Origin of the sequence: Ruegeria sp. HU-ET01832 (genome assembly GCF_040371315.1) — a bacterium.
In the GTDB taxonomy this organism is placed as follows: domain Bacteria; phylum Pseudomonadota; class Alphaproteobacteria; order Rhodobacterales; family Rhodobacteraceae; genus Ruegeria; species Ruegeria lacuscaerulensis_A.
Genome location: NZ_BAABWL010000010.1, coordinates 62,929 through 75,731, shown reverse-complemented (window position 1 = coordinate 75,731; position 12,803 = coordinate 62,929). Strand labels below are relative to the sequence as shown.

Sequence of the window (12,803 nt, the reverse complement as noted above, 5' to 3'; positions counted from 1 at the left end):
ATAAAATATCGATACTTCGCCGCTTTCATGGGTGCAAATGGCTTTGGGATTGCCCTTTGAAAGCGATAGTATATCTGCAATTTCACTGGCTGGGACATGGCACAACGCGGTGGAGAGCGCGTCGGCCATTGCAGCGTTTGCGGCTTCCACACTGACAGTCGACCATAGTGCAGGACGTTCGTTTTTTGCATTCAGGATATGGAGATGAACAGGGCTCAAACGAAGCACAGAGGGGCTGGAAGTTGCGATAGCCCGATCCCGAAGCCTGACGGTTTGAACAATGCCATGCACCGGGTCCGAAACTCCCAACCTCCAGATTCGGCCAGCGGCGTAATACTCACCGATATTTACCAGCACATTGGTCCAGCCTGCGTTCCGCAATGTGTTGGCCACAAGGTCAGTGACAAAACCCTGAGCGATGCCGTTCATCGTAAGTTGCTGACCCTGCCCCAGAACAATTCTGTCTTCGGATATCCGGACCCTATCCCAACCGATTAATTCTCGGGCAGCGTCGAGATTGCGACCGTTGGCGGCCGCCAGCCAAAGCGGTTGCACCGTAGGGTCAAACCGCCCCCCTGTCCGGCCATGTGCCCAATCACAAATACTTAACAACTCCAACATTTCCGGCGCTGGATTCACTAAAATCCCGGTTTGGTTCAGGCGAACCAAATCAGAGTCCGGCCGATACAGACTGAACAGAGACTCGGCCCGATCCAGGAGAGCCTGCACTTTGGTGATCGCAGACGCGGCTGCCTCAGGATTGGCATCGAAGGTCAGGCTGACTTCGGCACCCATAGCGTGACCACGCCACTCAGTCGGCTGAGCCGTAGCAGGAGCCCCCAGAGCCGCCGCTGATACGGCCAGGAATCGTCGGCGGTTTATCATTCTGCAGCGACCTTTCTGGATTGACGGCGTGCGGCTAGAATCAATGGGACACATTGGTTGCGGTCATCATGGATGGCAACGCAATCAAGACATTGGAAACACTCATTATATTGAATTTCCCCAGTCTGCTTAATAGCCCCGTACTTGCACTTGACCTTGCACAGTTGACACGGTGACCCGCATTCAGCTCGTCTTTCGATCCAGTCGCGGCCACGAAGAAGGCCTCCGATCGCCATGACCGCCCCCAACGGACAGACATAGCGGCAAAACCCTTTGAACATTACCATGCCCAGAATAAGCCAAAAAATCGCATATGCGGCATAGTACCACTCGCGGATAAAGAAAGTTGTGATGGCGGTTTTGAAAGGTTCAACCTCAGCCATTTTGTCAACTTCGTCTGGGGCCAGAAACACGACGCCAATCAAGCCACCAAGAATCACGTATTTCAGCCATTTCAACCGTTGGTCCCACGCCCGCGATGGCTCGATCTGGGGCAAGCGGAGCGCTTTTCCCAGGTGATGTGCAAACTCTTGAAGCGCGCCGAACGGGCAGAGCCACCCGCAGAACAAGCCCCTGCCCCAAGCGATTAACCCGGCAATCGAAACCGCCCAGATCAAAAGCGAAAACGGGTCGTACAGCAAAAACCCATAGCTGCCCCCGTCAATAGCTGTTCGGATAACGCCCAACACGGTGACAATGGACAGTTGTCCCTGTCCCCACCAACCAATGAATCCCACGATGACCGCGAGAATTACGAGCCTATATGGTGTGAACAGCGGTTGCGCCGCGAAAGAATTCATCCGCACACCGAGCGTCACCACTAGACCGGCAAGCAATGCAGACAAAATGATCATGTCTGTCTGACGATTTCGCAGGGCCTCTAACCATGGTGGGGCGGGCGTGATCTGGACCGGACGCTCAAAGAACCGATCGGGCGTCACATGGCTCACTTCCAATGTCACGGACCCCGTCTCGGGCTGGAACATGCCGTGTTCGCGAACGGCAAGAACCTTCAGGACCCACTCGCGTGAAGGATCAAAACCCAAACGACGGTCGGTGCGCAGGATCATTGCGACGCCGTCTGGCATTCCATCGGCCAATTCGACAAGCAGATCGGCGTCGCGCAATGCGACCGGTAACCCGTCTTGCTCTGCAGAAATCCAATCGGGTGCTGTGTTTCGCACGAACTTTTCGCTGACCAGCCCATGACGCGCAGTTTCGATCAGAAGGATTGGTTCATCATTGTCGGAAATCTCCAGAAAACCCTGCAGCTCGTCGAAACTGTCTTGGGACAAAGCCGCGCGCGCAATGGATTTGGGCCCCAGATCGACCACCCACAAATCCAGATAAGCCTCGTCCGGATAATCCTGTGCCTCGGGATCGTCATCTTCCCACAATGTCCCCTCGAAAAGGGCGTCGACATCTGAATTCTTTATGATCTTGTTGGTTGCGATTCCCTTAGCGACCAGATCCTCCCAGCTGAGGGTTTCGTCATAGTCTGGGTTCGGAAAAGCGGGTGGCGCGGTTGCCAACCCTTGCATCTTTTCGCGCGCAACGGCCAGCGCCGCACCCATGACGGATTCATGCGCTATACGGACACTGGCCGTGGCCTTCGTTACGCCATCCAGATAAACTAGCTGTGAACCGGACGCAGCATCGCCGTACGGCGTACCAACAACGATCGAGTCCGATATGGACAGCCCTCCATATTGCTCAAAGAACTTGTGGAACGGTGCCTGACCCAAACCAGACACAAATATGGGTTCGTTATGTTCAATCAGCTGGACGTCCATGAACCGTCCTTCAAGATCCAAGACAACCAGCACGTTGATCGGGGCACCGGAGAACCCAGGCAAAGGCGCTAAGGGTTCGGTTTCAAACACATAACCCGCCTCGATTCCGCCTGAGTTCAACAGCGAATAAACCCCGTTTTCGCTAAGGCGTTCCCCCAGAGAAAACGGGGCGCGGATAAATGTCTCGATGCGTTCGCGCGGCACCGGCTCGGCCGCAGCCATCAGGCTGCCGAGCATCAGCAAGATCATTGCTACAACCGCGCGCATGGCCGCAAGACTATAAGCCCATCTAACCCGATGACATTCGACAAAAGTCCTAAGCTGGCAATCTACGACCTAAAGCCTGTTGACCTCGGCCGAAATGGGTTCAAAACTACCGCTTGAACCGTACGACCAAAGAAGCATTTTCTGAATCTGGCCCGAGATGTACGGTCTCATCAACGCCAGTGATTTATGGGAGGTAGCAATGACCTGGAGCGCACCGAAGCTGAAAGAAGTAAATTGCGGCATGGAGATCAACATGTATTCTCCGTCCGAGGATGAAGGCCGCGAGCACGAGCGCGACCTGTTCTGATTACGTAAACGCAGCGGAGGCCCGAGGTGCATTTTCTGGTTCTTGGGGCTTCTGCAGGCGGCGGACTGCCGCAATGGAATTGTGGATGCCGGAACTGCGAGGATGCCCGTTTGGGAGTCATCCCGCCGTCTGGCCAATCATCTTTAGCGGTCTCGCCCGATGGTGAAAGTTGGAGCATACTGAACGCTTCACCTGACATCCGGCAACAAATGCTGGACTGCCCCAAACTACATCCCAGAACACTGCGCGATACGCCTGTGGCTTCGGTATTGCTGACAAACGGAGATATCGACCACATTGCAGGGTTGCTTAGCCTGCGTGAACAAACCCCGTTTTCGTTGTTCGCCACAGGGGATATTCTGAACGTGCTAGCGAAGAACCGTATTTTTGATGCGGTCAATCGCGACAAGGTTTTGCGGACCCCGATTTCACTTGATCAGGAATTCGCCCTGCAACCCGGCCTCAGCGCGCGCTTGTTCGCCGTGCCCGGTAAAGTGCCGCTTTTCATGGAAGGTGATACCGTTCAAACTGATCTGATCGGAGAGCAAACAGTGGGCGTTCGCCTGACTGCAGGCGACAAGATTGCCTATTATATTCCTGGTTGCGCCCAAGTGACCCCTGCCCTGCTGGATCAACTCTCGGACGCGGATCAGCTGTTTTTTGACGGCACGCTTTGGGACGATGATGAGATGATCCGCTCGGGAACAGGGGTGAAGACAGGGCAGCGAATGGGGCATATCTCGGTCAGTGGCCCGGACGGTTCGGTCGCGCAATTGGCCGGGATCGACGCGGCCAAAACCTTTATCCACATTAACAACACCAACCCGATGTTGCAGCCCGATGGACCCGAGCGCGCCTTTGTCGAATCTGCAGGCTGGACCATTGCCTATGACGGGCAGGAGATCACGATATGAGCCGCGAAACTCTCGAAGCACGGCTGCGCCAGATCGGGGCCGAGCGGTATCACGACAAACATCCGTTTCACCACCGGCTTCATAGCGGTCAATGCTCCCCGGATCAGGTGCGCGCATGGGTGATCAATCGTTGGGCATATCAGGCGGCGATCCCCATGAAAGACGCTGCTTTCATGTCGCGTTGTACCGACCCAGATATCCGCCGCGAATGGCGGTCCCGGATCGAAGATCACGACGGGGACGTGAAAGAGGGCGGCGGCATCCGACGGTGGCTGAAACTGGCCGAGGCGGTCGGGTTGGATCCCGACTACGTCGCCTCGGGGCGTGGTGTTCTGCCCGCAACTCAATTCGCCGTTGATGCTTATGTGCATTACGTCCGCGAAAAGCCAATGCTTCAGGCTGTAGCGTCCTCACTGACAGAACTGTTCGCCCCAAAAATTCATGAAAAACGGATCGAAGGTCTGCTCGAGCACTACGACTTCGCCAATGCGGACAGTTTGTCTTACTTCCGTAAACGACTGTCGCAGGCACCTAAAGATGTGGCTTTTGGCCTAAATTGGGTTTTGGATCACGCCAACACATCCGAGAAAGAGGATATGGCCTGCGACGCCCTTATTTTCAAAACCAACGTGTTGTGGGCACAGCTCGACGCGCTGTGGTCTGCCTATGTCGAACCCGGTCTGATCCCGCCCGGTGCCTGGCAACCCGGGGAAGGCATGAAATGACGATGGTTTTCTCTGCATCGGACCGCCCTTATCTACCGCGCGGCGTGCGGATTCAACGCGACGCAGTACGTGATCGCACCGTTCTGATGGCACCAGAGAAAGTGATTGAACTGGACGATATTGGCGTCGCAATCCTGTCGAGGGTCGACGGGCAAGCCCGGTTTGGCGATATCATCGCGGATTTGGCGGCTACATTTGGGGCTCCGGCCGAGACCATTGAGAAAGACGTTCAACAGTTTTTACAAACTTTGCGCGGGCGTCAGTATGTGATGGTAAAGCCATGAGTATCGCACCGCCTATCGCACTGCTGGCCGAGCTGACCCATCGATGCCCCCTTAGTTGTCCCTATTGCAGCAATCCGGTCGAACTTGAACGCAAAGAGACCGAGTTGGACACCGACAAATGGAAAGATGTCTTCTCGCAAGCGTGTGACCTTGGCGTTCTGCAACTGCATCTGTCTGGAGGCGAACCAGCCTCGCGCCGCGATCTAGAGGACCTGACCCGTCACGCAGCCCAACTGGGTTTGTACACCAACCTGATTACGTCCGGCGTGGGATTGACACCCAAACGGCTCGATCGGCTTGAGGACGCGGGCCTGGACCATATTCAGTTATCGCTGCAAGGCACCAACGCGGCACTTGCCGATCGGATCGGAGGTTATCGCGGCGGGTTCGACCGCAAGATGAAAATCGCCCGCGAAATCCGCGATCGGGGCATTCCGCTGACTCTGAACGCCGTGATGCACAGCCAAAACCTGGACGACCTGGATCGGACGATCGAAATGGCTGTCGACCTCGGTGCCCGCAGGCTAGAGGTCGCCTGTGTGCAGTTTCACGGGTGGGCCTTGAAAAACCGACACAATCTGATGCCGTCGTTTGAACAAACCTTGGCTGTGAAAAAAACGGTGGCGAAGGCCGCACAGCAACTGCAGGGCGTTTTGGCATTCGACTTTGTCCCGCCTGACTACTATGCAGATTATCCCAAAGCGTGCATGGGTGGATGGGGGTCAACCGGGCTGAACGTAACTCCGAATGGTACGGTACTGCCCTGTCATGCCGCACAAACCCTGAGCCATCTGCATTTCGACTCTGTAAGGGATCGGCATCTGAGTGACATTTGGTATGACAGCACGGCCTTCAATGCGTACCGAGGCACCGACTGGATGCCTGAGCCATGTAAAAGCTGCGACCGCAAAGAGGTGGACTTTGGCGGGTGCCGATGCCAAGCGCTGGCATTGGCAGGCGACGCGTCCGCGACTGATCCAGTTTGCCAAAAATCCCCAGAACACGCTCGGATCAAGGCGATTTTACAAAACGCATCGCCGCAGCAGGACCGCGGCTTTGTCTATCGAACACTGGACCCGACCCGGACTTGACCGCACGAGCACATAAAGTCCGGGTCACAACCGCGCGATAGTTCTTGTTCGTGGACGATCTGTCAGGTTATTCGGACGCCGAGCAATGTCGAATAACAAGAGAACGTCGATACTCGGAGATACAAACCATTCGCAATGGAGTATCTTTGATGAACCGCTTCTTCTCTGCCGTCGCCACCGCTTTGATCTTGTCAGTACCAGCCTATGCTCAGGACGTTTCTGGCATGAACGATCTGGAATTTGCTCATATCGCTTATACTGCTGATGTCATCGACATACGGTACGCTCATCTGGCGCTGGCGCTCTCGGACAACCCCGACATCCATGAATTCGCCAATACCATGATCCGCGACCACACCACCGTGAACGAAGCGGCGCTTGGGTTGCTGAACAAACTCGGCGCGTCGGCGCAGGACAATGCCTTCAGCCAGACTCTCAATGCCAACGCGGAAGAGATCATCAACACGCTATCACAGCTACGCGGTGCAGAATTTGATGCGGCATATGCAGCAAATGAACTTGCGTACCATCAAGCGGTTAATGATCTGGTCGAGGGTAGCATGATCCCGAACATCTACAATGCAGAGGTCAAAGCGTTGTTTGAACAGGGCTTAGAGATTTTCAAGGCACATGAAGTTCATGCCGAAAAGATGGTAGAGTCGCTGAATTGATGCAGCGCTTGCTATCGCGACGTCAGGTTGTGACCCAAGCGGCTGCGTCAGCAGTCGCTTTTAACCTGCCCGCGCAAGCATCCCGAGCATCTGTACTACATATGGTCAGGATTCACCGATTTGAGTTTCAGCCCGCGCTGGTAAAGGTCCACATTGGAGATCTTATCAAATGGACCAACCTGGATATCGCACCACACACAGCCACGGCTGACACACATGGTTGGGGCACGCAGGAACTGTCTAAAGGTCAGAGTGCAGAAATCCTTGTAACCGAGGGTATGGAGCTTGGGTATTTCTGCGCCTTTCACCCCCATATGAAGGGCACCATTGAAATTATCTGAGTTCAATACCGGGTTTACGTGATCAAATCTGCCTGAGATGGTCGAAAACCCGCCAAATGCCCGGGTTGAGGCTTGTTATACAAATTTTTATCTATAAACATCCACATCAGCCTCAAGATGATGGGATTTTATCTATAAAATGACTGTTACCACAACGAACTGGACCCGCGAAGACGCTCAGACCCTGCATGATCTGCCCCTTATGGACTTGATGTTTCGCGCTCAATCCGTTCACCGCACGCATTTTGATCCCAATAAGGTGCAGACCTCCAAGCTCTTGTCGATCAAGACAGGTGGATGTGCCGAGGACTGCGCGTATTGTTCTCAGTCCGCACGGAACGGATCAAAACTTTCCGCCTCCAAACTGATCGAGGTCGAACGTGTTCTGACCCAAGCGCGACAAGCCCGCGACGGCGGCGCAACCCGGTTTTGCATGGGCGCAGCATGGCGCGAACCCAAGGATCGTGACATGGATGCACTGGTTGCCATGGTCGAAGGCGTTCGGTCACTGGGAATGGAAACCTGCATGACGTTGGGAATGCTGGACGACAATCAAGTAATCCGTCTTCGCGATGCCGGGTTGGATTATTACAACCACAACATCGACACGTCGGAACGATATTACCCCGAAGTGATCACAACGCGTACGTTTTCGGATCGGATCGACACGATGAACCGTGTGCAAGAAGCTGGGATCAAAGTGTGTTCCGGCGGCATCCTCGGCATGGGCGAGGAAACGCAGGACCGTGTCGACATGCTGGTGACTCTGGCAAATATGAATCCGGCTCCGGATTCGGTCCCGATCAACATGCTGATGCCGCAAGAAGACACACCCTTGGCCGATGCCAAACCGATCGACCCTATTGATTTCGTACGTGTGATTGCAACAGCTCGGATCATGATGCCAACCTCATATGTCCGATTGTCCGCCGGGCGCAGCGACATGAGCGATGAACTGCAGGCGATGTGTTTCTTTGCGGGTGCAAACTCGATCTTTGTAGGAGAGACCCTTTTGACGGCCGAAAACCCCGAAGAGGATACAGATGCAATCCTGTTCGCAAAACTCGGCCTGCAGTCAGAGACCGTAGCAGGACAAAGCAGCAGGGAAGCGGCTGAATGAAAGCACATCATCGCCTTGACGCGATGCTTGGGACCCTTACGGAACGGCATCGCAGACGTAGCCTGACCGCAGCGCAGGGTTTAGACTTTGCCTCCAATGACTACTTGGGGCTGGCCCGGTCCGAGTTTCTGGCCGACGCGGCGCGCAACGCACTTGCCCGCGAAGTGCCTGTCGGGTCGGGCGGGTCACGCCTGTTACGCGGCAACCACCCGGAACATGAGGCGCTTGAGCAGTCAGCGGCCCGCTTTTTCCAGTCCGAGGCTGCTCTGGTCATGGGCGGCGGCTTTCAGGCAAATCAGGCAATATTTTCGACCCTGCCCGCAGCCGAAGATCTGATCCTTTACGATGCGCTTGTTCATGCCAGTGCACATGAAGGAATGCGCCTCGGCCGCGCTGAAGCTCGGGCTTTCAAACATAATGACGTGGAGGACGCCCGGCGTATCCTTGAGGAGTGGCGCGCGAAAGGCGGGACCGGACAAATCTGGATGGCCGTAGAAAGCGTCTATTCGATGCAAGGTGATCTGGCACCTCTGACAGCGCTAGCTGATATCGCTGTTGCGTTCGATGCCATTCTGGTTGTCGACGAAGCCCATGCGACCGGAGTATTTGGACAGAACGGACGTGGGCTGGCCCATGGTTTGGAAGCAGAGCTTGTCACGCTACATACATGCGGTAAGGGTTTGGGGGTTGCTGGCGGATTGATCTGTGGCCCTCGGGTGATGATTGACACGCTGATCAACCGTGCCCGACCCTTTATTTTCGCGACTGCGCCCTCTCCGCTGAATGCTGCGCTGCTGCAAGCTGTGCTTGAACGATTGCAATGTGAGGCGACTCTTACCCAGTCGGCCGTCTCCAGAATGCATTTCGCGCATGCCTGCGCCCGGCGCATCGGCCTGCTCAACGCCAGCCTAAACAGCCAAATCATCCCGATTATCTTGGGCGATGACGCTTTGACAATGCGCATCGCTTCCGAGCTGCAAGCCCACGGGTTCGACGTTCGCGGAATTCGCCCACCGACGGTTCCACGCGGGAAATCTCGCTTGCGTATCTCCGTCACCGGCAATGTCAGCGATGCAGATATCACTGCCCTTTTCGACATTTTGTCCAACCAGTTGAAAGCAGCCGCATGAGCGCCATTATCGTCACAGGAACTGACACCGGCGTTGGCAAGACAGTTTTTGCAGCTGGCCTGACCGCCGCACTTGGCGCGCGGTATTGGAAACCTGTTCAATCCGGCTTGGAAGACGCGACCGACACAGAAACCATACGCGCTTTGTCTGGCGCTGAGACTCTGCCCGAGGCATACCGGCTATCCCTACCCGCTTCTCCACATTTGTCGGCCGAAGATATGGGCGTGGAAATCACGCTCGACCAGTTGGCACTGCCGCAAGTCGACGGCCCCTTGGTCGTCGAAGGTGCAGGCGGCGTGATGGTACCGCTGAACCGTGAACATTTTTATTTGGATCTGTTCGCGCAATGGAAAGCCCCGGTTGTTTTGGTCGCCCGCACAGCACTTGGCACGATCAATCACACCAGCCTGTCCGTGATGGCGTTGCGGAACGCAGGATGCAATTTGGTCGGCGTTGCATTCGTGGGCGAAGCTGAACCGCCTGTCGAGCAGACCATTGCCCAGATGTGCTCGGTCCGGCATCTGGGCCGGCTTCCGCATTTGCCATCATTGACACCCCAAACACTGTCGGACGCGTTTGAAGCCATCGACACCGCCACAATCCGGAGCGCACTGTGACCCCGCTGGAGTTTGACGCCAACCACCTGTGGCATCCATACACGAACATCGCCAATCCCGGCCCAATGCATCTGATCACAGAGGCAGAAGGCGTCTGGCTGACCCGCGACGATGGGACAAAAATGATCGATGCCATGTCTTCGTGGTGGTGCGCTATCCACGGCCATCGTCATCCGGCACTGATCGCGGCGATGCAGGCGCAACTAGATCAAATGCCCCACGTCATGTTCGGTGGGCTGACGCATACCCCCGCGATCGAGCTGGGGCGGAAGCTGGTCGATGTGCTGCCTGATGGGCTAGACCGAATTTTCTACAGTGACAGCGGATCGGTTGCCATTGAGGTCGCGCTCAAAATGGCGGTGCAGTACCAGATGGCGCAAAACCGCACCAAACGCACCGAGTTCGCCACCATTCGCGGCGGATATCACGGCGACACATGGAAAGCGATGAGCGTTTGCGACCCGGTCAACGGGATGCACGGCCTGTTCCGAGGCGCGCTGTCAATTCAGCATTTTCTGTCGCGTCCGAAAATCCGGTTCGACGAAGACTGGTCCGAAGACGACGATACCAACGGCCTCAATGAGTTAAAGGAATTACTGTCTGAACAAGGTGACAAGATCGCCGGGCTTATCCTTGAACCCGTGGTCCAAGGCGCAGGCGGAATGTATTTCTACCACCCCGAATGGCTGCGGCGCGCGCACGCGTTGTGCCGCGAGCATGACGTCTTGGTCATCTTCGACGAGATCGCTACGGGGTTCGGACGCACGGGAAAACTGTTTGCGATGGATCACGCTGGGGTAGTCCCTGACATCCTGTGTCTTGGGAAAGCCTTGACCGGGGGGCACATCACGCTGGCAACAACGATCACGTCGCGGAACGTCGCACATCGTATCGGACAAAGCGAAGCCGGTGTTCTGATGCATGGACCGACCTATATGGCAAACCCGCTGGCTTGTGCTGCGGCTTGTGCCAGCCTCGATCAGATCTCGACCCGGGATTGGCAGGGGGAAGTTCAATCCATCACGGATCAGCTGACACAAGAATTGGCCCCCGCGCGAACCCTTCCCGGTGTTGCGGATGTTCGCGTGCTGGGTGCGATCGGTGTTATCGAGATGACATCGCCGGTTGACCCTTCGGTCGCACATCAGCTGGCTCCGGAAACGGGCGTTTGGCTTCGCCCCTTTGCACGTAACGTCTATTGTATGCCGCCTTACGTAATTTCATCGGACGAACTGAGCCGAGTAACACAGACCATGGTTTCCTTGGCCCGAGGACATTCATGAAAAAGCAATGGCTGGCACGCTCTGGCACGGCAGACTTGATCCTGATCTTTGGGGGATGGGCTTTGGGCCCTGCCCCGTTTCAACAGCTTTCCAGTGAACATGATCAACTGTTTGTTGACGATTATATCCGTCTGGACGACCCCCTGGATGAAACCTCAGACTATGATCGGGTCACACTGGTTTCATTTTCCTTCGGAGTCGTTTCGGCCGCCCATTGGGTGAACGATTTTAATGTCAGACCGACAAGGCTTGTTGCTATTGGCGGTACTTTGTACCCAGCAGATCCGCGCTGGGGCATAGCACCCGAGATGATTAGGGCAACTGCCGACAACTTGACCGAAGCGAGCTTTTCCAAATTCTGCCGCCGCGCGGGATTGGGCATGCCCGTCCCAATTCTCGACGTTCCTCAGGCCCGTGCTGAACTAAACGCAGTTATCGCACGGGGGCCAGCACCAGAGCTTTCGTTCGACCGTATCTGGGTTCCGCAGCGCGACCGGATCATTCCAACCTCTGCACAAGAAGCCGCCTGGAAGGACCAGGCAAGCGTGGTCCGCGGCGTGGATGCGCCACATGTCCCTTTTCATAAGGGTCAAAACTGGACGGAGTGGTGTTCATGACGTTTCAAGCCACAGATCGGGTGCAGCGCAGTTTCAGCAGAAGTTTTCATTCCTATCACGGAGAGGCCAGCCAACAGGCAAGAGTCGCGGATCGTTTGGTGACAGCCATTGGAGCGGCAGGCGCGCCTGAACGATTCAACAAAACGCTCGAACTTGGATGCGGCACAGGTCACCTTACTCGACGCCTGCTTGAAACCTTTGATTGTGGCGCTTTAACGCTTAACGACCTGACCCCCGCCGCCGCAGAAACAGCAAACCGTTATCGCGCCAAGTTTCTGTGCGGCGATGCTTCAAAAGTCAGCTTGCCGACGCAGCCTGACCTAATCGCGTCGGCCTCGATGATACAATGGCTACAGAACCCCGCAGAGTTTCTGCGTCAGGCTGCCAACGCATTGTCGCCCGGTGGATGGCTTGCCATTTCCGGGTTCGGGCCATGCCAATACGCCGAATTGGCACAGATTGGTTCGTCTGCGGCCGCACCTGGCCTGATGGATCACTCGGATATGGCGTCGGCCGTCACCGAGTGTCTGGAGGTCATCAATACCGGGGAAGCTTTGGAGCGTGTGTTCTTCGCAACTCCAAGAGATGTCCTGCAGCACCTTCGGAAAACCGGAGTAAATGGCCGGGCCCAAAAACCATGGACTAAAGCCACGCTCAGACAGTTCAGCGATGACTATGAAAGGCTGCACCGGACTCCGGAAGGGGTCAGTCTGACGTATCACGCAACATGGATTGTTGCGCGCAAAGCGCGCTGAACG

The 12,803-nt window shown here is 55.8% G+C and carries 15 protein-coding genes; 13 read left to right on the top strand and 2 right to left on the bottom strand.

Annotated features, from left to right (window positions below; genetic code table 11):
* The coding region (locus ABWV79_RS21315; protein WP_353394727.1) for an FAD:protein FMN transferase at window positions 1-885 on the bottom strand (885 nt) is incomplete at its 3' end.
* Window positions 882-2,927, bottom strand: coding sequence for a 4Fe-4S binding protein (locus ABWV79_RS21310; protein WP_353394724.1), 2,046 nt, complete (start codon window positions 2,925-2,927; stop codon window positions 882-884). The genes ABWV79_RS21310 and ABWV79_RS21315, both read right to left, overlap by 4 nt.
* Window positions 2,928-3,144: 217 nt before the next feature.
* On the opposite strand from ABWV79_RS21310, the gene pqqA reads away from it, so the two are divergent.
* The 13 genes from pqqA to ABWV79_RS21245 all read left to right on the top strand — a co-directional run bounded on the left by pqqA (window position 3,145) and on the right by ABWV79_RS21245 (window position 12,800).
* A complete protein-coding gene (gene pqqA / locus ABWV79_RS21305) occupies window positions 3,145-3,252 on the top strand; it encodes a pyrroloquinoline quinone precursor peptide PqqA (RefSeq protein WP_170356425.1) in 108 nt (35 codons plus the stop codon).
* A gap of 26 nt (window positions 3,253-3,278) precedes the next feature.
* The gene (pqqB, locus tag ABWV79_RS21300; RefSeq protein WP_353394721.1) at window positions 3,279-4,166 is read left to right on the top strand and encodes a pyrroloquinoline quinone biosynthesis protein PqqB; all 888 of its coding nucleotides are present in this window, start codon (window positions 3,279-3,281) and stop codon (window positions 4,164-4,166) included.
* Window positions 4,163-4,891 carry a pyrroloquinoline-quinone synthase PqqC gene (gene pqqC / locus ABWV79_RS21295; RefSeq protein ID WP_353394719.1) on the top strand — a complete coding sequence of 243 codons (729 nt, stop codon included), beginning with the start codon at window positions 4,163-4,165 and terminating at the stop codon, window positions 4,889-4,891. The genes pqqB and pqqC overlap by 4 nt, the downstream gene beginning before the upstream one ends.
* A complete protein-coding gene (gene pqqD, locus ABWV79_RS21290) occupies window positions 4,888-5,175 on the top strand; it encodes a pyrroloquinoline quinone biosynthesis peptide chaperone PqqD (protein WP_353394717.1) in 288 nt (95 codons plus the stop codon). Before pqqC ends, pqqD begins: the two co-directional genes overlap by 4 nt.
* Window positions 5,172-6,266: a pyrroloquinoline quinone biosynthesis protein PqqE gene (pqqE, locus tag ABWV79_RS21285; RefSeq protein ID WP_170724818.1), complete on the top strand. Its 1,095-nt coding sequence runs from the start codon at window positions 5,172-5,174 to the stop codon at window positions 6,264-6,266. Before pqqD ends, pqqE begins: the two co-directional genes overlap by 4 nt.
* 149 nt (window positions 6,267-6,415) lie before the next feature.
* The gene (locus ABWV79_RS21280) at window positions 6,416-6,937 is read left to right on the top strand and encodes a DUF4142 domain-containing protein (protein ID WP_353394715.1); all 522 of its coding nucleotides are present in this window, start codon (window positions 6,416-6,418) and stop codon (window positions 6,935-6,937) included.
* Window positions 6,937-7,278, top strand: coding sequence for a plastocyanin/azurin family copper-binding protein (locus ABWV79_RS21275; protein WP_353394712.1), 342 nt, complete (start codon window positions 6,937-6,939; stop codon window positions 7,276-7,278). Before ABWV79_RS21280 ends, ABWV79_RS21275 begins: the two co-directional genes overlap by 1 nt.
* Window positions 7,279-7,417: 139 nt before the next feature.
* The gene (gene bioB, locus ABWV79_RS21270) at window positions 7,418-8,398 is read left to right on the top strand and encodes a biotin synthase BioB (RefSeq protein ID WP_353394709.1); all 981 of its coding nucleotides are present in this window, start codon (window positions 7,418-7,420) and stop codon (window positions 8,396-8,398) included.
* Window positions 8,395-9,528 carry an 8-amino-7-oxononanoate synthase gene (locus ABWV79_RS21265; RefSeq protein WP_502949874.1) on the top strand — a complete coding sequence of 378 codons (1,134 nt, stop codon included), beginning with the start codon at window positions 8,395-8,397 and terminating at the stop codon, window positions 9,526-9,528. The genes bioB and ABWV79_RS21265 overlap by 4 nt, the downstream gene beginning before the upstream one ends.
* Complete coding sequence (bioD, locus tag ABWV79_RS21260) at window positions 9,525-10,145, top strand: dethiobiotin synthase (protein WP_353394707.1); 621 nt, start codon at window positions 9,525-9,527, stop codon at window positions 10,143-10,145. Before ABWV79_RS21265 ends, bioD begins: the two co-directional genes overlap by 4 nt.
* Complete coding sequence (gene bioA / locus ABWV79_RS21255; protein WP_353394705.1) at window positions 10,142-11,428, top strand: adenosylmethionine--8-amino-7-oxononanoate transaminase; 1,287 nt, start codon at window positions 10,142-10,144, stop codon at window positions 11,426-11,428. The genes bioD and bioA overlap by 4 nt, the downstream gene beginning before the upstream one ends.
* Window positions 11,425-12,045: a pimeloyl-ACP methyl esterase BioG family protein gene (locus ABWV79_RS21250; RefSeq protein ID WP_353394703.1), complete on the top strand. Its 621-nt coding sequence runs from the start codon at window positions 11,425-11,427 to the stop codon at window positions 12,043-12,045. The genes bioA and ABWV79_RS21250 overlap by 4 nt, the downstream gene beginning before the upstream one ends.
* Window positions 12,042-12,800, top strand: a complete 759-nt coding sequence (locus ABWV79_RS21245) for a methyltransferase domain-containing protein (RefSeq protein ID WP_353394700.1) — start codon at window positions 12,042-12,044, stop codon at window positions 12,798-12,800. Before ABWV79_RS21250 ends, ABWV79_RS21245 begins: the two co-directional genes overlap by 4 nt.
* The last annotated feature ends 3 nt before the right edge of the window (window positions 12,801-12,803 follow it).